Source organism: Rahnella victoriana, from assembly GCF_021276285.1.
Taxonomy (GTDB): domain Bacteria; phylum Pseudomonadota; class Gammaproteobacteria; order Enterobacterales; family Enterobacteriaceae; genus Rahnella; species Rahnella victoriana.
The window spans coordinates 1,923,815-1,942,395 of sequence record NZ_CP089919.1; the positions used below are offsets into that span (position 1 = coordinate 1,923,815).

Genomic DNA, 18,581 nt, shown 5'->3' on the forward strand with positions numbered 1-18,581 from the left:
TAGCTTTTTCGGCTTAAGAACATTTTCGGCGCAGACCGGATAGCCTGGTTATAAAGACTATAGCGTGCGCCGGAGGCAAATAAAGGCAGGATCAGGCTTCGATGTCTTGCGGGAAGGTTTTTGCCCAGGCTTCGAAACCGCCGTCAACGCTGTAAACGGATTCGAATCCCTGGCCGATCAGGAACTGCGCGGCGCCACGGCTGCTGATGCCGTGATAACACATCACCAGCACCGGCGTTTTGGCATCGGCCTGCTCAATGAACGCAGGCAGGCTGTCGTTGCTCAGGTGATAAGCGCCCGGCGCGTGTGCGGCGGTGAAGCTTTGCGGGTCACGGATATCGACCATCACAGCTTCGCCGGACGTCAGGCGGGTATGGGCTTGTTCAACGCTGATTGCTTCAAATTGTTCCATTCTGGTCGTGCCTCATAAAAGGTGATGCCACCATTCTACCCAATAATTGCGCGACGAAGACCAGACGAAAAGCAGGGATAAGGGTTAAACCAGGATCACCTGCACGCCTTTCTGGCGTAACTGCGCGATGATTTCTTCGTTCGCTTCTTTCCCGGTGATCAGCACATTGATTTGTTCGGTGCGACTGAACAGCATGCCTGCGCGCTGGCCGATTTTGCTGCTGTCGACCAGCACCGCCAGTTTCCCGACATAATTCAGCATCTTCTGTTCAGCCATCGCGGTGAGCATATCGGTTTTGTACAACCCGTCGGGGGTCAGCCCCGCGCCGCTGGTGAACATCCAGTGTCCGGCATACAGGCTGGCGTCGCCGTCTTGCGGCGCTAAGGTAATGGACTGACTTTTATTGTACTGACCGCCCATGATCACCACGCTGTCATGCTCCTGCTCAATCAGATAATTGGCCAGCGGCAGATAATTGGTGATGACCTGAATGTCTTTTCCGCACATCTCACGGCCCAGCAGAAACGCCGTCGAACCGCAGTTAATCACCACACTCTCACCCGGCTGGCACAACTGGGCCGCCGCTTTGGCGATACGCATTTTCTCGTTGAGATTGTGCGTCTGATGGATATTCAGCGGTGTCCAGTTCTGGCGTGGCTGATTGACCGCTTCTGCCCCGTTGCGTACTTTGCGCAGTTTGCCGAGTTCGTTGAGCTTGGTGATGTCACGACGCGCCGTGGCGGGGGAAATATCAAACTGATCAATCACATCAGCGACGGAAATCTGCCCCTGACGTTGCAGCAAATCGAGAATGGCATTGTGGCGTTGTGGCTCTGTCATGGTGGCTCCGGGCAGGATCGTCAAATGATTATTCCATGATTATAAACGAGCGTAATTGCGAAATGCATTGTTTATGAAGACGCAAATTAACCGGCCTCAATCAATACCCTAAATAATTCGGGTTGCAGCAAGGCGACAAACTCAGAACGCCCCGGGAGCGTAGTTAACAAAGTGACCGGGGCGAGTGAGCGCAGTCAACGCATCTGCAACTTGAAGTATGACGGGTATTTATAGGAAAGATTTAAATGGCAGGTCGGTTTCTGTGGTAAAGCAGTCGTCAAAGCCACGCGGATAATGATACTCGAAGTTATCCTTATCATTTGGATACGTGAACTTGCCGCCAACCTGCCAGATAAACGGCTTGAAGCCGTATTTCAGGCGATCTTTTTTCATCTCCCACAGCACGCGGATTTCCTGCGGATCGGCCTGGAAATTCGACCAGATATCGTGGTGGAACGGAATAACGACTTTGGTGTTGAGGGATTCCGCCATGCGCAGCATATCCACGCTGGTCATTTTATCGGTCACACCGCGCGGGTTCTCACCGTAAGAGCCGAGCGCCACATCAATCTGGTACTCGTTGCCGTGTTTGGCGTAATAGTTGGAATAATGCGAGTCGCCACTGTGATACAGGTTTCCGCCCGGCGTTTTGAACAGATAATTCACCGCGCGCTGATCCATCATGTCCGGCAATACGCCTGCGGCTTTCTGCTCTGCGGGCAGGGTGATCAGCACCGTGCGGTCGAATGAATCCAGCGCGTGAATTTCCACGTCTTTGATCCGCACCACTTTGCCCGGCGTCATCACGATGCAACGGCTTGCTGGCACGCCCCAGCTCATCCACAAATCCACGCAGGTTTGCGGACCGATAAATGGTACGTCGGCAGCACAGTTTTGCATGACGGCGGCGGCCACGTTCACATCGATATGATCGTTGTGATCGTGGGTGGATAACACCGCGTCGATCTCCCTGATCGCAAAAGGATCGAGCACAAACGGCGTGGTGCGCAGGTTAGGCTGAAGCTTCTTCACACCGGCCATGCGCTGCATCTGGTGGCCGGTTTTCATCAGCGGGCTGCTGTGATTTTGCTTGCCGACGCCGCACCACAAATCGACACAAATATTTGCGCCGCCCTCAGACTTCAGCCAGATCCCCGTACAGCCCAGCCACCACATGGCGAAGGTGCCCGGCGCGACGTTTTCCTGCTCGATCTCTTCGTTTAACCAGGTGCCCCCTTCCGGAAAAGTGCTGAGGATCCAAGATTCGCGGCTGATCGTTTCTACTTTGCTCATAGTATTCCCTCATCTGAGTTGGCGTTAAAATGACGTCACAATAAATCATTTAATGATTATATGTGATTCGATTGTGAGAAAGTTATCACCGAAAACTCATTGTGACAATGATTATAAACGGGTGATTTTTAGCGTTAAGAAGGGGTGAGCAAAGCAGGATGGGAGGGTTTTAAGGGATTTTTGCCGGTATTATTTTATAATATCTGACTGATATTTATCATGAATTGAGGGGGTTTTAGTGAGTTAGCTCATTCTGCCTGTGACGATATCTTGCGAGACTGCTCACAAATAATCATTATGAATCTTTATCTGATTTAATGTGAGCATTAGAGTGCGTCTGTCCCTCACTGTTTAGCGCGGAGTTTGCTCGTTAAGCGCGTTGAAGAGATCCAACAAGGTCAGACGGAGAGTCTTATGGAATTCCTCTACACCATCTTCACCGTATTTTTTAATCAGGTCATGACCAACGCGCCGTTGCTGCTGGGTATTGTGACCATGCTCGGTTACATCCTGCTTAGAAAAAGCGCCACGGTGATCATCAAGGGCACCATCAAAACCATTATCGGCTTTATGTTGCTACAGGCAGGGTCCGGCATTCTGACCGGCACCTTTAAACCCGTGGTGGCGAAGCTTTCTGAAGTCTATGGCATTAACGGCGCAATATCAGACACCTACGCCTCGATGATGGCGACGGTCGAACGCATGGGCGAAGCCTACAGCTGGGTCGGTTATGCGGTACTGATTGCCCTCGCGCTGAATATCCTGATGGTGGTATTCCGCCGGATAACCGGCATCCGCACCATCATGCTCACCGGCCACATCATGTTTCAGCAGGCGGGGCTGATTGCGGTGTTCTTCTTCATCATGGGTTACCCGATGTGGACCACCATCTGGCTGACGGCGATCCTGGTGTCGCTGTACTGGGGCATCACCTCGAACATGATGTATAAACCGACGCAGGCCGTGACTGAAAACAGCGGCTTTTCGATTGGTCATCAGCAGCAATTTGCCTCGTGGATTGCCTGTAAAATCGCGCCCGCTCTCGGTAAAAAAGAAGAGAGTGTGGAAGACCTGAAACTGCCGGGCTGGCTGAATATTTTCCACGACAATATCGTCTCTACCGCCATCGTGATGACCGTGTTCTTCGGCATTATTCTGTGTTCCTTTGGCCTCGATACGCTGCAACAAATGGCCGGAAAAACGCACTGGACGATCTACATCCTGCAAACCGGTCTGATGTTTGCGGTGGCGATTTTCATCATTATTCAGGGCGTGCGGATGTTCGTCGCTGAACTGACCGAAGCCTTTAACGGCATCTCCCAACGCCTGATCCCCGGTGCGGTGCTGGCAATCGACTGCGCGGCGATATACAGCTTTGCGCCGAACGCCGTGGTCTGGGGCTTTATGTGGGGCACCATCGGCCAGCTGATTGCCGTCGCCATTCTGTTTGGCATGGGCTCGTCCATCATGATCATTCCCGGTTTCATCCCGATGTTCTTCTCCAACGCCACCATCGGCGTGTTTGCCAACCACTTCGGCGGCTGGCGCGCGGCGCTGAAAATCTGTCTGGTGATGGGCATGATCGAAATCTTCGGCTGCGTCTGGGCCATCAAACTCACCGGCCTCAGCGCCTGGATGGGTATGGCTGACTGGTCAATTCTGGCCCCGCCAATGATGCAGGGCTTCTTCAGTATCGGCATCGCCTTTATGGGCGTTATCGCGGTGATCGCGCTGCTGTATATGTTCTTCGCCGGTCGTACGTTGCGTGCGGAAGAAGACGCCGAAAAACAGGCGCTTAGCCAATCCACTTCTCATTAATGACTTCACACCAATGACGTCTCACAAACCAAGGAGATTCCCATGACAGTACGAATTCTGGCGGTATGCGGTTGCGGGCAGGGCAGTTCGATGATCATGAAGATGAAGATCGGCCAGTTTCTGACGCAGGAAGGCGTGGATCACACCATGAACAGCTGCGCGGTTGGGGAATACAAATCAGAACTGGGCGGTGCCGACATCATTGTCGCCTCCACGCATGTGGCGGATGAAATCACCGTCAGCGGCAACAAATACGTGGTTGGCGTGCGCAACATGCTGTCAGCAGCAGATTTCGGCCCGAAAGTGATGGACGTGATCAACGCGCACTTTTCCGCTGACCTGAAAAAGTAAGGAGCGATGTATGAAGTTGCGAGATTCGCTGGCTGAAAATAATTCTATTTGCCTGAACGCGGACGCTGAAACCTGGCAGGACGCGGTGAAAATTGGCGTCGATATGCTGGTCAGCGCCGGTGTGGTCGAGCCGCGCTATTACCAGGCGATCCTCGATGGCGTCGAACGATTCGGGCCGTATTTCGTGATCGCGCCGGGGCTGGCGATGCCCCACGGTCGCCCGGAAGAGGGCGTGATCAAAACCGGTTTCGCGCTGGTGACGCTGAAAAAGCCGCTGGTGTTTAACCATGAAGATAACGATCCGGTGGATATCCTCATCACGCTGGCGGCGGTGGATGCCAACGCGCATCAGGAAGTGGGCATCATGCAGGTGGTGAACCTGTTTGATGATGAAGCCAATTTTGACCGCCTGCGCGCCTGTACCACCGCGCAACAGGTGCTGGATTTAATCGACCTGACCTCCGCCACGGCGGTTCACTAACTCATTATCTGAGAAGGAATTCATTATGTCTCATTCATTACCGATGTTGCAGGTGGCGCTGGATAACCAGTCGATGGACGACGCTTATAAAACCACGCGCCTGATCGCCAGCGAAGTCGACATCATCGAAGTCGGCACCATTTTGTGCGTTGCCGAAGGGGTGCGCGCAGTGCGTGATCTCAAGGCGCTGTATCCGGAAAAAATCGTGCTGGCGGATGCCAAAATCGCCGACGCCGGAAAAATCCTCTCGCGCATGTGTTTTGAAGCCAACGCCGACTGGGTGACGGTGATTTGCTGCGCCGACATCAACACCACCAAAGGCGCGCTGGAAGTGGCGAAGGAATTTAACGGTGATGTACAGATTGAACTGACCGGTTACTGGACGTGGGAACAGGCGCAGGAATGGCATGACGCCGGTATCCTGCAGGTGGTTTATCACCGCAGCCGCGACGCCCAGGCTGCCGGTGTGGCGTGGAGCGATGCCGATATCACCGCAATCAAACGCCTTTCCGGCATGGGCTTCAAAGTGACCATTACCGGCGGGCTGGCGCTGGAAGATTTGCCGCTGTTTAAAGACATTCCGGTTCACGTATTTATTGCCGGTCGCAGTATCCGCGATGCGAAAGATCCGGTTGATGCGGCGCGTCAGTTCAAAAAATCCATCCGCCAGCTCTGGGGCTAAGGAACATCGCATGATGCACAAAGCCGTTCCGCTCGGTATCTATGAAAAGGCCCTGCCTGCGGGCGAAGACTGGCTGGCACGCCTGACCATGGCGAAAGCGCTGGGCTTCGATTTCGTTGAGATGTCGGTGGATGAAACCGACCACCGGCTGGCGCGGCTTGACTGGTCACGTGAGCAGCGTTTGCTGGTCGTCGATGCGATTTCGCGCACCGGCATCCGTATTCCGTCGATGTGCCTGAGCGCGCACCGGCGTTTCCCGCTCGGTGCAGAAGACGATGAAACCCGCAATCAGGGGCTGGAAATCATGCGCAAAGCTATCGTGCTGGCACAGGATTTGGGTATCCGCGTGATCCAGCTCGCCGGTTATGACGTCTGGTATCAACAGGCCAATGAAAATACCCGCGAGCGTTTTCGCGATGGCTTGCAGGAATCCGTCGAAATGGCCAGCCGCGCGCAGGTCACGCTGGCGATGGAAATCATGGATTACCCGCTGATGAATTCGATCAGCAAAGCACTTGGCTACACGCATTACCTGAACAATCCGTGGTTTCAGCTTTATCCGGACATCGGCAATTTGTCGGCGTGGGACAACGACGTGCAGATGGAACTGGCGAGCGGCGCAGGGCATATCGTCGCGGTGCATGTTAAAGACACCCAGCCCGGCGTATTTAAAAACGTGCCGTTTGGCAGCGGGGTGGTGGAGTTTGAACGCTGCTTTGAAACCCTGCAAAAAAGCGGTTATCGCGGGCCGTATCTGATCGAAATGTGGAGCGAAACCGCCGCCGACCCGATGCAGGAAGTGCGCAACGCCCGCGCCTGGGTGGTGGATAAAATGCAGAAAGCCGGGCTGAACATGGAGGCAACCGCATGACGGAAGCACTGAAACAACGTGTATTTGACGCCAACATGGCGCTGCCGGCTTTTGGTCTGGTGACCTTCACCTGGGGCAACGTCAGCGGCATCGACCGCGAGCGCGGGCTGATGGTCATCAAACCGAGCGGCGTGGAATACGAAAAAATGCAGGCCAGCGACATGGTGGTGCTGAACCTGCAAGGCCGGGTGGTGGAAGGGCATTACAAACCCTCTTCGGATACCGCCACGCACCTCGAACTTTACGCCCGTTTCCCGCAGCTTGGCGGCATCGTGCATACCCATTCGACTTATGCGACGTCATGGGCGCAGGCCGGCGTCGCCATCCCGCCGCTCGGCACCACGCACGCGGATTATTTTGCCGGAGCCATTCCGTGCACGCGGCCGTTGTCGCGTCAGGAAGTCGGCGGTGAATACGAACTGGAAACCGGTAAAGTGATCGCCGCGTCGCTGAGCGGCATCGACCCCCTGCATATGCCCGGCATTCTGGTCGCCCAGCACGGCCCGTTCTGCTGGGGCACCACGCCGGAACAGGCCGTTCACAACGCCGTCGTGCTGGAAGAAGTCGCCAAAATGGCATGGATCACCGGTTCCATCCGCTGTAACCAAACCCCGATGGATGACTATCTGCTGCAAAAACACTTCCGCCGCAAGCACGGGCCGGATGCGTATTACGGGCAGAAATAATCGCTGTTGAGATGCCATTAAAACCCCCTCCCCGCCTCCCCCTTCGCAGGGGGAGGAGCAAAGCCCGATATGCTCACACCCTGCGAATAAGCGTGGGTTTTAATGGCATCTCCCCCCTCCCTACGACATGATTTCATGCATTTTTCCTCATCCCCGCAGTGAGCATTTTTCCAGCATAGGGTTTATACATAGATAGCGAGATCACACTTTTTCTCACGGAAGCATTCCGTCCCCTCAGACAGAAAAGAGACTGCCCTATGTCGAAGATCACGTTCAAGCAGGATGTTTTTTTGGCGGCGCTCACCCGCCAGTGGCAAGCGTTCGGACTCACTTCAGCTTCAGATATGACTCAACATCAGTGGTGGCACGCAGTCAGCGCCGCGGTCGCTGAGCAGCTTCCTCCGCAAAGCGACGCGGTCAGCAGCAAAAGCAAAAAAATCACCCGCCACGTTAACTATATCTCGATGGAATTTCTGGTCGGACGCCTCACCGGCAACAACCTGATTAATCTCGGCTGGTACGAAAAAATTGCCAGCGCGCTGGAGCGGTTTGATATCAACCTGACGGACCTGCTGGAAGAGGAAATCGATCCCGCGCTGGGCAATGGCGGACTGGGGCGGCTGGCGGCCTGTTATCTCGATGCGATGGCCTCGGTCGGGCAGCCCGGCATCGGTTACGGCCTGAATTATCAGTACGGTTTATTCCGTCAGCGTTTTGTCGATGGCAAACAGAAAGAGTCGCCGGACGACTGGCACCGCAGCGACTATCCGTGGTTTCGCCATAACAGTTCGCTGGCGGTCAGTGTCGGGATTGGCGGCAAAATCGTGAAGAATGAACAGGGTGTACCGCGCTGGGAACCGGAATTTACCCTGCGCGGCGAAGCCTGGGATCTGCCGGTGATGGGCTATCGCAACGGCATCACGCAGCCGCTGCGTTTATGGGAAGCCACCCATCCGCATCCGTTTGATCTGGAAAAGTTTAATGATGGCGAGTTTCTGAAAGCCGAACAACAGGGCGTAGAGGCCGCCAAACTCACCAAAGTGTTGTACCCGAATGACAACCATCAGGCCGGTAAACGCCTGCGGCTGATGCAGCAGTATTTCCAGTGCGCCTGTTCGGTGGCGGATATCCTGCGGCGACACCACTTCCATGGCCGCAAAATCAGTGAGCTGCCGGATTATGAAGTCATCCAGCTCAACGATACGCACCCGACCATCGCCATTCCTGAAATGTTGCGTGTGCTGATCGACGAGCATCAGCTGAGCTGGAATGACGCCTGGCACATCACCAGCCGCACCTTTGCCTACACCAACCACACCTTAATGCCGGAAGCGCTGGAAACCTGGGACGAGCGTCTGGTACGCAGTCTGTTGCCGCGCCATTTCCAGATAATCAAACAGATCAACGCCGATTTTAAGAAGTTGGTCAGCAAGGAATGGCCGGGTGACGAGGCGGTCTGGGCGAAGCTTGCGGTGCATCACGACAAACAGGTGCGTATGGCGAACCTCTGCGTGTTGGCCGGATTTGCGGTCAACGGCGTGGCGGCGCTGCATTCGGATCTGGTGGTGAAAGATTTGTTCCCGGAATATCACCAGCTCTGGCCGCAGAAATTCCACAACGTGACCAACGGCATCACGCCGCGCCGCTGGCTGAAACAGTGTAATCCGGCGCTTTCCGCGCTGATTGATGAGCGGCTGAAAACCGACACCTGGGTGAATAATCTGGATTTGCTGAAAGGTCTGGAAGACGGCGTTAAAGACAAAAAATTCTGCAAGCAGTACCGCAAAATCAAACACGACAACAAAGTCCGGCTGGCGGAGTACGTCTGGCAGCGCATGGGGATCCGCCTCAATCCCGACGCGATTTTTGACGTGCAGATCAAACGCCTGCACGAGTACAAACGTCAGCATCTCAATCTGCTGCACATTCTTTCCCTGTACCGCCAGATCCGCGATAACCCGAAACTCGACATCGTGCCGCGTGTTTTCCTGTTCGGTGCCAAAGCCGCGCCCGGCTATTACCTCGCTAAAAACATTATCTATGCGATCAATCAGGTGGCGGAGAAGATCAACAACGATCCGATCGTCGCGGATCGTATCAAAGTAGTGTTCATTCCCGATTATTGCGTCTCGGTGGCGGAGCTGATGATCCCGGCAGCGGACGTCTCTGAGCAGATTTCGACGGCCGGGAAAGAAGCTTCCGGTACCGGCAACATGAAACTGGCGCTGAACGGCGCCCTGACCGTCGGCACGCTCGACGGCGCAAATGTCGAAATTGCCGAACAGGTCGGCGAGGACAACATCTTTATCTTCGGTCTGACCGTCGATGAAGTGAAAGCGCAACTCAAAAAAGGCTACAAGCCGAAAGCGCTGGTGAAAAAAGACAAACATCTCAAAGCCATTCTCGACGAACTGGCCAGCGGCTTTTATGCCAGGGGTGACAAAAAAGCCTTCGATCTGATGCTCAGCAGTCTGCTCGACGGCGGCGACCCGTATCTGGTGCTGGCGGATTTCGCCGCCTATTGCGAGGCGCAAAAACAGGTCGACACGCTCTATCGTAATGCTGACGAATGGACGCGCCGCACGCTGCTCAACACCGCCCGCGTCGGCATGTTCAGCGCCGACCGTTCCATCCGCGATTATCAGCAGCGTATCTGGCAGGCCAAACGATAGGAGCCGACATGGAGGACAAGCAACTCGTTGAGGCCGCCCGCCGGGCGGGCATTGTAGACAGTTTTATTAATATGACGGACGAGGTGGAAACGGTCTCCGATGACACGCGTATTGCCTTGCTGGCGGCGATGGGGCGTGGTGTGGCTGACGTGCCGGAGATCACGCCCGTGCCGCCGGTGAAAGTCTTTATTACCGGCAAAAAAATGCGGCTGACGCCGGAAGGCAGCGGCGCATTTCAATGGCAACTGACGCAGGAAAATGGCCGTCAGACGCACGGTGACCTTCCGGCGGGCAAGGTGCTGAACCTTGGTGCGGCGCTGCCTGCCGGTTATCACCAGCTGACGTTATCGCAAAACGGCAATGTCTGGCCTTGCCGGATTATCGTCGCGCCGCCGCGTTGCTATGAGCCGCAGGCGTTGCGGGCGGGCAAAAAACTGTGGGGCGCGACGGTGCAGCTTTATACCCTGCGTTCGGAGAATAACTGGGGCGTCGGGGATTTTGGCGACCTGAAAAAAATGCTCGAGGAAGTGGGAAAGCGCGGCGGGGCGTTCGTCGGGCTTAATCCTATTCATTCGCTGTATCCGGCAAATCCGCAAAGTGCCAGCCCGTACAGTCCGTCGTCCCGCCGCTGGCTGAACCTGACCTACATCGATGTGAACGCCGTGGAGGAATTCGCCGCCAGTCGCGAGGCACAAAACTGGTGGCATTCCAGAGAGACGCGTGACGCGTTATTGCAGGCACGCAGTACGGAGTTTGTGGATTATCCGCAGGTCATGGCGCTGAAATCCGCCGCGCTGAAACTGGCCTGGCCGCTGTTTTGTGAACTGCCGCAAGACAGCCTGCGTAAGCAGGATTTCCGCCGGTTCGTGGAACTCGGCGGCGACAGTTTGCGGCAACAGGCGCTGTTCGACGCGCTGCATGTGCATCTGCGGGATCTGGATTTAGGCCAGTGGGGCTGGCCGGTGTGGCCGCAAGCCTATCGCGATGCCCAAAGCGCGGATGTACGCGAATTCAGTGAGCGTTATGCCAGTGAAGTTGAGTTCTATCAGTGGCAGCAATGGCTGGCGCATACGCAGTTTTCCGCGTGTTATCAGCGCAGCAGGGAGCTGAAAATGCCGATCGGCCTGTACCGGGATCTGGCGGTGGGTGTCGCTCAGGGCGGTGCGGAAACCTGGTCGGATCCGGCGCTGTATTGCCTGAATGCCGCCGTCGGCGCGCCCCCGGATATTCTCGGGCCGCAGGGGCAAAACTGGGGGCTTCCGCCCATCGATCCCAATGAAATGAAAGCCCGTGCCTATCAGCCATTTATTGATTTATTGCGTGCCAATATGGCGGATTGCGGCGCACTGCGTATCGATCACGTGATGGGGCTGCTGCGTTTGTGGTGGATACCGGCGGATCAGGAGGCGGGGAATGGCGCGTATGTCCGTTATCCGCTGGAGGATTTACTCGGCGTGCTGGCGCTGGAAAGTCAGCGGCATCAGTGCATGGTGATTGGCGAAGATCTCGGTACAGTGCCGAAAGAGATTGTCGCCAGCCTGCGTGACAGCGGCGTGTATTCCTACAAGGTGTTGTATTTCGAACACGATAAAAACTACGTTTACCGGCCACCGGAGGATTATGTTTCGCAGGCGATGGCAACGGTCACCACGCATGATCTGCCGACGTTGCGCGGTTACTGGGAAGGTGGCGATTTAACGCTTGGTGCGTCGCTGGGTGTTTATCCTGATCCGCAGGTGCTGGAGAAATTGCGCGGGGAGCGTGAACACAGCAAGCAGGGATTGCTGGATGCGTTACATCGGACAGGGTGCGTGCCGAAATCGATCGGCAAAACCGCAGCAAACATGCCGATGACGCCGGTGCTAAATGGCGGGCTGCAGCGTTATCTGGCGGCGAGCGCCAGCGCATTGCTCGGCCTGCAACCGGAAGACTGGCTGGATATGGATTTGCCGGTTAATGTGCCGGGCACGAATACCGAATACCCTAACTGGCGGCGCAAACTGACGCGAACGCTGGAGGAAATGTTTGGCGATGAGCATATTGATGCGCTGCTGGCCGATTTGAGCAAACGGCGAAAGGGGTAATCCAGGAAGCAGAAAAGGGCCTGAGTTTCCTCAGGCCGCTGTGATTAATTCTCTGTTGCCGCCTTGTAGCCTTTCACGATCAGCAACGGTGGATGGTTGGTTTCGGTGGAATCGAAGGTGTACGTCCCGCCGTTCTGATCACCGCCGAGGTAGAAAGCGACTTCTGTTTTGCCTTCTGCCAGCGCCTGTCGGACCGCCGTATCCACAGTAATATCGCGATACTGATGATTATTGTTCATCGAGACTGATCCTGCGGACTGGTAATCCGTTGCCGGATGGTTATCCCAGTTCACTGTTTTGCCATCCCAGTCTGTTGAGGTGTTGTAGGCATATAATCTACCGGTGGCAGTTGAAGCAGCATTGCCACCAAACACCCGCAGACGGTAGACGAATAATCCCTCTTCAGAGGCCGGGATGGCTTCCGGCAGTGCAGGAATTTTAAACTTAAACAGGATCAGGCTTTCCGGATTGCTGGCATGGCCGCCGTTTTTCCAGTTGTCGCTGGCGGTCAGCAATGTGCTGCTGCCGTAATTGGTGCTGCTGTTGGTACTGCTGACGACCGTGTCTTCCAGTGCCGGCTCGTAGCTGTAAGGGATGGTGTTACTGCAATCGAAAGCCAGATTCATGCACAAGTCGGTCATGTATTTCGCTGACTGTTCAGGCCAGCCATTCACGAAATCGCCATGTGCGGTGTAAATGCTGCCCCACTTCTCGATGCGTTGATCACCGACCATTTCAGGGTCCAGCGAAAGCTGTATTTTGCTGGTATCCAGTGAGGTGATCTGCGGCAACACGTAGGCAATGTTCATGTTGACCTTAGGTATTTTCACCGGGAAAGCCGCCGGGCAGACATTGTTTGAGTCATACGTGGCGTTCGCCACACCCTTCTCAGGTTTCAGATGAACCCCGTCCCAGCAGTTGGGGAAGTTAATACCGATGTTGAACTGCACGGCATCCCCGCCTGAGCGTAAGCCACAGACCTGATCGGCGGTGTTTGTGTAGCCGTTCCCATTGGCACACAAGAAGCTTACGTGCGGATTGGGGCCGGTGCCCACGTGATCCCCGGCCAGCAACTGTAACCCCTTTGGGAAAGGCGTCAGCGGATACTTTTCTACCGAGTTGGCCTGATAGTAGGTTTTCTGATACGACGGCTTCACCACTTCGCCTGTAGGCAGTTTCATGGTCGGTGCCCAATAGGCGGTGGAGTCCGCCTTATTGTCACAGGTGGTTTCCGGTTTTGCCTGCAACGTATCGTAGGTGGAATACGCATCCGTGCTGGTGTTACCGAAGAAGTCGTGGAGCATCGCATGATTGGGCATACCAAACATCAGAATGGCATCGTCGCCCAGCGTGTGACTGTAGGAACAGGAGACGTTGGACTGTCCTGATGCCGCATGAGAAGCCAGCGGCATCAGGGCGAACAGACCCGCGAGAGGGACTAAAACGCGTAAGGTTTTTTTCATAACAGACTCCGGACAGACAGTGATTTCCTTAGAAATGACATCCGGGGAAGTGTGTGTCCGGCCTGGCTCTCGCTTGAGAAAGCAGGTCTGAGACGTGTTGTAATACACGATTCCTTTTCCCCTGCCTCTGTTTTATGCGCAATCTGTGCGTGCTGAAAGCGAGTCTGGTTGTGCCATTACGGGCACAACAGGAAGGGGGAAATTGCAGGCAATAAAAAGGGCCCAGCAGTGCTGAACCCTAAAGTATTGTGATACTGGAATGGCGTTAACCGATCAGTAGAACGAGTGTTCACCGCGCTGGTGTTCGGTCAGGTCGCGCACGCCTTTCAGCTCAGGGAAGTTTTGCAGCAGTTCTTTCTCGATGCCGTCTTTCAGGGTGACATCAATCATGGAACAGCCGTTACAACCGCCGCCGAATTGCAGGATAGCAATGCCGTCGTCGGTGATTTCCATCAGGGAAACACGGCCGCCGTGGCTGGCTAACTGCGGGTTAATCTGCGACTGCAACTGATATTCAACACGTTCCATCAGCGGCGCATCGTCAGAGACTTTACGCATTTTGGCGTTCGGTGCCTTCAGCGTCAGCTGGGACCCCAGCTGATCGGTGACGAAGTCGATCACCGCGTCCTGCAGATAAGGCGCGCTTAATTCATCAATAAAAGCAGACAGTTTCTCGAACTTCAGTTCGGTATCCGTCGCTTCTACGGCGTCAGGTGGGCAATAGGAGACACCGCATTCTGCGGTTGGCGTACCGGGATTGATCACGAATACGCGGATTTGGGTGCCTTCTTCCTGGCTTGCCAGCAATTTGGCAAAGTGCTCTTGGGCAGCATCGGTAATAAGGATCATAACATTCGCTCAATAGTTGACTACTCTAGTTGGTTATAATACGCCCTTTGTTTTTACCCGTCACCCTCAGTGTTGCGCTGGTGTTAGCAGCACGTGCCTATGTCTGCAACGTCCGGCAAATACAGGCGATTTGCAGCGAAGCAACGCCCTGATTGCGCAGAATTTTACCGATTTCCCGCACCGTGCTGCCGGTGGTGACCACATCATCGAGCAACATCACGTGTTTACCGCGCAGGCGGGTATGGCAGGTAAACGCCTTGCGCAGATTCCACTTCCGCTCCCGTTCGGTCAGGCTTTGCTGTGATGTCGTTTGCCGGTCACGGCTTAACGCACCGGGGAGATACTCACAATGCAGCCAGCGCGCCAGCGGTCTGGCGAGCAATTCACTCTGATTAAAACCCCGCCAGGCATAACGTTGCCGGTGCAGCGGCACGCTGAGGATGACATCGGGGCGGCGCAGGGTATTGCCCCGGTAGCGTTCCAGCCAGCGCAGCAGGAGCAGACGGGCGAGCGCGGTGTCCGGTTCCGGAAACCGGGACGATTTAAGGCGTAGCACCAGCCCGCTGACCGGCGGCTCATAGGGTGTGGCGAAAACCATGGCATCCCACGGCGGCGGTTTTTGCAGGCAGCGCCCGCAGTCGTGATGACCGCCGGAAGAGGGCAGTCCGCAGCGCGGGCAGCACGGCGGCGCGACGGGCAGATGTGACAGGCACACACTGCAAATGCCCTGAACCGCAAGATGCAGCGGACACTGGCATAGCCAACAGCGGCTGGCAATTGTTAGCATAGTGGCGGATTCCTTTTGCCATTCAGACAGACACGGACAATACGCTATGAAAACGCTTTACCGGGAGACAATCGGCGAAGGAGATCGCCATCTTGTGCTGCTTCACGGATGGGGGCTGAATGCCGAAGTGTGGCGTTACACCGCAGAGCGACTTGCGCCGCAATTTTGTCTGCATCTGGTGGATTTACCGGGCTATGGTCGCAGTGAAGATTTCCCGGCCATGAGCCTGACGGAAATGGCCGACATTGTGCTGGAGGCGATGCCGGAAAAGGCGTCATGGATGGGCTGGTCGCTGGGCGGGCTGGTCGCCAGTCAGGTGGCGCTGAGCGCACCGGAGCGCGTCGAAAAGCTGATCACCGTGGCGTCCTCGCCCTGCTTTGGCGCGCAGGAAAACTGGCCGGGGATCCGCCCCGACGTCTTGCAGGGATTCCAGCATCAGCTGAGTGAAGATTTTCAGCGCACCGTCGAGCGTTTTCTGGCCCTGCAAACGCTCGGCAGCAACAGCGCACGTCAGGATGCGCGCCTGCTGAAATCCATTGTACTCGGACAGCCGATGCCTTGCGTGGATGTGCTGAACGGCGGGCTGGAGATTTTACGCCAGGTCGATTTACGCCAGGCCATGACGACGCTGACGCTGCCGCTATTGCGCATTTACGGCGCGCTGGACGGACTGGTGCCGCGCAAAATAGTGCCGCTGCTGGATGCCTTACTGCCGCATTCCCGTTCTGAAATCATTGATAAAGCGGCACATGCGCCGTTTATCTCCCATCCCGAAAAGTTTTGTGAGCTTGTCGAGCGGTTCCTGGTTTCAGACTGAAAATCAATGTAAATATTTTTTTCGATTTTCTGGCTAATTTCCAAGGGTGACTAATACTTAAGCCGATGATGACGGGGTGAAAGGCACGCGTAAGTTGTTACGCCTGCCTGTTTGCGTCTCTGGGGAGTTTACTGGTGTTTAACCATGAAGGTCATGCCAGCGCAGATGCACCGATTGTTCATATCTTGACTGCTTTCTTTGAGAATTATTCATCCAATTTAGAGGTATTGTCATGAAATCAAACAAAATTATTATTGCTGCCGTGCTGGCAGGATTGTTCTCAGTTAACGCAATGGCCGCTGAAATGATCTCGAAACAAGAAGCCAAAGATAAGGGTTACACCAGCCTGGGTCTGGTTTCTACTATTAACGAATACACCGCGCCGATGGACGCGAAAGAAGAGTTGTCCAAGCTGGCGGATGAAAAAGGCGGCAAATACTATGTCGTTATCGCCGCGCAGGAGAAGAAGAAAATCAGTGCGTCGGCTGAAGTCTTCAAATAATCGTTCTTCTGACGGTCTGAACCCGGGGATGCCTTTGTGCATCCCTTTTTTATTTCCCGCTTTTTGTGCACTTCCTCTCTTTCTTTGTTCTGTATCAACTTGTTTTTAATGAATTAGCCCGAATCGTTACTCTCAGAGTAACGAACTGTCAGAGCACTTAATTGATGGAAAATTCCGCGCTGCCTACACTTAGCAGGCTATCAAAACAGGTCAAATGTGATGCAACCGCCACTTGACTGAACTTCCCAACGCCTCTTTGTTTCATCACGCCGGGAAAGATTCAGCAAGCTCAACCCAGGGAGGTTTGGCATGCCGCAACATCCGCAGACCACGAAAGTGTGGGACACCCGCCGCAATGAAAAACAACGGCGTATCGACAGTGTCCGTTCCGTGGCCGAGGGTAAAGTCTTACCCACAGATAAAATTATTCCTGTCCTCGAAACGCTGATTGCCTCCGGCGACCGCGTGGTGATGGAAGGTAACAACCAAAAACAAGCTGACTTCCTTTCCCGCTCACTGGCGAAAGTGAACCCTGAAAAGCTGCATGATTTGCATATGATCATGCCGAGCGTCAGCCGCGCCGAACATCTGGATCTCTTCGAACGCGGTATCGCCCGCAAGCTCGACTTCGCCTTCTCCGGCCCGCAAAGCCTGCGTATCGCGCAGCTGCTGGAAGACGGTCAGATGGAAATCGGCGCGATCCACACCTATATCGAATTGTATTCCCGCCTTTATGTCGATCTGGTGCCGAACATTGCCCTGATTGCCGGTTTCAAAGCCGACCGCAAAGGTAACCTGTACACCGGCGCAAGTACCGAAGACACCCCGGCGCTGGTCGAAGCCGCAGCCTTTAAAAACGGCATCGTGATTGCGCAGGTTAACGAACTGGTTGACGAAGAAACCGACCTGCCGCGCGTGGATATTCCCGGCGACTGGATCGATTTCGTGGTGGTGGCCGACAAACCGTTCTTTATCGAACCGTTGTTCACCCGTGATCCGCGTCTGATTAAACCGGTTCACGTGCTGATGGCGATGATGGCGATCAAAGGCATCTACGCCAAACACAACGTGCAGTCGCTGAACCACGGCATCGGCTTTAACACCGCCGCCATCGAACTGCTGCTGCCCACTTACGGCGAACAGCTCGGGCTGCGCGGCAAAATCTGTAAACACTGGACACTGAACCCGCATCCGACGCTGATCCCGGCGATTGAAAGCGGCTGGGTGGAAACCGTGCACTGCTTCGGTGGCGAACTGGGGATGGAAGAATATATCCGCGCCCGTCCCGATGTGTTCTTCACCGGTTCCGACGGCTCCATGCGCTCCAACCGTGCGTTCTGCCAGCTGGCAGGCCAGTACGCGGTGGACATGTTCATCGGTTCGACCTTGCAGGTCGACGGACTGGCGAACTCCTCAACCGTGACCCGTGGCCGTCTGGCCGGTTTCGGTGGCGCACCGAACATGGGGCATGACCCGCACGGTCGCCGTCACTCCACGCCCGCCTGGCTCGACATGATCGAAGAGCCGGACCCGATGGCGCGCGGTAAAAAGCTGGTCGTCCAGATGGTGGAAACCTTCCAGGCCGGTGGCAAACCGACCTTCGTTGAGAAACTCGAAGCCGTCGATGTGGGTAAAGAATCCGGTATGCCTCTGGCACCGGTGATGATTTACGGCGACGACGTGACTCACGTGCTGACCGAAGAAGGCATCGCCTATCTGCACCGCGCCCGTTCTCTCGAAGAACGTCGTGCGATGGTGGCGGCCGTGGCCGGTATCACTGACATCGGTCTGGGCGTTGACGCCAAACGCGTCGCCGACCTGCGCCGTCAGGAACTGGTGGTCTTCCCGGAAGACATGGGCATCCGCCGCACCGACGCCACCCGTTCATTACTGGCGGCAGGCAGCGTGAGCGAGCTGGTTGACTGGTCCGGCGGTTTGTATAACCCGCCCGCCAAATTCCGTAGCTGGTGATC

General features: G+C 55.4%; 17 protein-coding genes. 11 read left to right on the forward strand and 6 right to left on the reverse strand.

Going from position 1 to position 18,581, the window contains the following annotated elements; translation table 11 throughout:
• Positions 1-91 precede the first annotated feature (91 nt).
• From glpE to ulaG, 3 genes are all read right to left on the reverse strand, one after another.
• A complete protein-coding gene (gene glpE, locus J9880_RS08830; protein WP_095923851.1) occupies positions 92-412 on the reverse strand; it encodes a thiosulfate sulfurtransferase GlpE in 321 nt (106 codons plus the stop codon).
• Positions 413-496: 84 nt separating this feature from the next.
• On the reverse strand, positions 497-1,252 hold the full coding sequence (gene ulaR, locus J9880_RS08835) for an HTH-type transcriptional regulator UlaR (RefSeq protein ID WP_095923850.1): 756 nt from the start codon (positions 1,250-1,252) through the stop codon (positions 497-499).
• A 228-nt stretch (positions 1,253-1,480) separates the two neighbouring features.
• Positions 1,481-2,545 carry an L-ascorbate 6-phosphate lactonase gene (gene ulaG, locus J9880_RS08840; RefSeq protein ID WP_232770339.1) on the reverse strand — a complete coding sequence of 355 codons (1,065 nt, stop codon included), beginning with the start codon at positions 2,543-2,545 and terminating at the stop codon, positions 1,481-1,483.
• Between the two features lie 414 nt (positions 2,546-2,959).
• On the opposite strand from ulaG, the gene ulaA reads away from it, so the two are divergent.
• From ulaA to malQ, 8 genes are all read left to right on the forward strand, one after another.
• Positions 2,960-4,363, forward strand: a complete 1,404-nt coding sequence (ulaA, locus tag J9880_RS08845) for a PTS ascorbate transporter subunit IIC (protein WP_119825344.1) — start codon at positions 2,960-2,962, stop codon at positions 4,361-4,363.
• A gap of 42 nt (positions 4,364-4,405) precedes the next feature.
• Positions 4,406-4,714: a PTS ascorbate transporter subunit IIB gene (gene ulaB, locus J9880_RS08850; protein WP_095923847.1), complete on the forward strand. Its 309-nt coding sequence runs from the start codon at positions 4,406-4,408 to the stop codon at positions 4,712-4,714.
• Between the two features lie 10 nt (positions 4,715-4,724).
• Positions 4,725-5,195, forward strand: coding sequence for a PTS ascorbate transporter subunit IIA (gene ulaC, locus J9880_RS08855; RefSeq protein ID WP_095923846.1), 471 nt, complete (start codon positions 4,725-4,727; stop codon positions 5,193-5,195).
• 25 nt (positions 5,196-5,220) lie between these two features.
• On the forward strand, positions 5,221-5,877 hold the full coding sequence (locus J9880_RS08860) for a 3-keto-L-gulonate-6-phosphate decarboxylase UlaD (protein WP_095923845.1): 657 nt from the start codon (positions 5,221-5,223) through the stop codon (positions 5,875-5,877).
• Between the two features lie 10 nt (positions 5,878-5,887).
• Positions 5,888-6,748 (forward strand): L-ribulose-5-phosphate 3-epimerase, encoded by an 861-nt coding sequence (locus J9880_RS08865; protein WP_119825342.1) that lies wholly within the window; start codon positions 5,888-5,890, stop codon positions 6,746-6,748.
• Entirely contained in the window at positions 6,745-7,434 is a 690-nt protein-coding gene (locus tag J9880_RS08870) for an L-ribulose-5-phosphate 4-epimerase (protein ID WP_095923843.1), read from the forward strand. Before J9880_RS08865 ends, J9880_RS08870 begins: the two co-directional genes overlap by 4 nt.
• Positions 7,435-7,691: 257 nt before the next feature.
• Positions 7,692-10,106, forward strand: a complete 2,415-nt coding sequence (malP, locus tag J9880_RS08875) for a maltodextrin phosphorylase (protein WP_232770340.1) — start codon at positions 7,692-7,694, stop codon at positions 10,104-10,106.
• Between the two features lie 8 nt (positions 10,107-10,114).
• A complete protein-coding gene (malQ, locus tag J9880_RS08880; RefSeq protein ID WP_131693651.1) occupies positions 10,115-12,190 on the forward strand; it encodes a 4-alpha-glucanotransferase in 2,076 nt (691 codons plus the stop codon).
• Positions 12,191-12,234: 44 nt separating this feature from the next.
• Here the strand turns inward: malQ and J9880_RS08885 are convergent, their stop codons facing one another.
• From J9880_RS08885 to gntX, 3 genes are all read right to left on the reverse strand, one after another.
• Positions 12,235-13,653: a CBM96 family carbohydrate-binding protein gene (locus tag J9880_RS08885; protein ID WP_232770341.1), complete on the reverse strand. Its 1,419-nt coding sequence runs from the start codon at positions 13,651-13,653 to the stop codon at positions 12,235-12,237.
• A 273-nt stretch (positions 13,654-13,926) separates the two neighbouring features.
• Positions 13,927-14,502 carry a Fe-S biogenesis protein NfuA gene (gene nfuA, locus J9880_RS08890; protein ID WP_013573573.1) on the reverse strand — a complete coding sequence of 192 codons (576 nt, stop codon included), beginning with the start codon at positions 14,500-14,502 and terminating at the stop codon, positions 13,927-13,929.
• Positions 14,503-14,599: 97 nt separating this feature from the next.
• A complete protein-coding gene (gene gntX / locus J9880_RS08895; protein ID WP_131693650.1) occupies positions 14,600-15,289 on the reverse strand; it encodes a DNA utilization protein GntX in 690 nt (229 codons plus the stop codon).
• Positions 15,290-15,335: 46 nt separating this feature from the next.
• Between gntX and bioH the strand changes: the two genes are divergently transcribed.
• The 3 genes from bioH to mdcA all read left to right on the forward strand — a co-directional run bounded on the left by bioH (position 15,336) and on the right by mdcA (position 18,579).
• Positions 15,336-16,106 carry a pimeloyl-ACP methyl ester esterase BioH gene (bioH, locus tag J9880_RS08900; protein WP_119825331.1) on the forward strand — a complete coding sequence of 257 codons (771 nt, stop codon included), beginning with the start codon at positions 15,336-15,338 and terminating at the stop codon, positions 16,104-16,106.
• 232 nt (positions 16,107-16,338) lie between these two features.
• On the forward strand, positions 16,339-16,608 hold the full coding sequence (locus J9880_RS08905) for a YdgH/BhsA/McbA-like domain containing protein (protein WP_119825329.1): 270 nt from the start codon (positions 16,339-16,341) through the stop codon (positions 16,606-16,608).
• A gap of 309 nt (positions 16,609-16,917) precedes the next feature.
• The gene (mdcA, locus tag J9880_RS08910; protein WP_095923836.1) at positions 16,918-18,579 is read left to right on the forward strand and encodes a malonate decarboxylase subunit alpha; all 1,662 of its coding nucleotides are present in this window, start codon (positions 16,918-16,920) and stop codon (positions 18,577-18,579) included.
• The last annotated feature ends 2 nt before the right edge of the window (positions 18,580-18,581 follow it).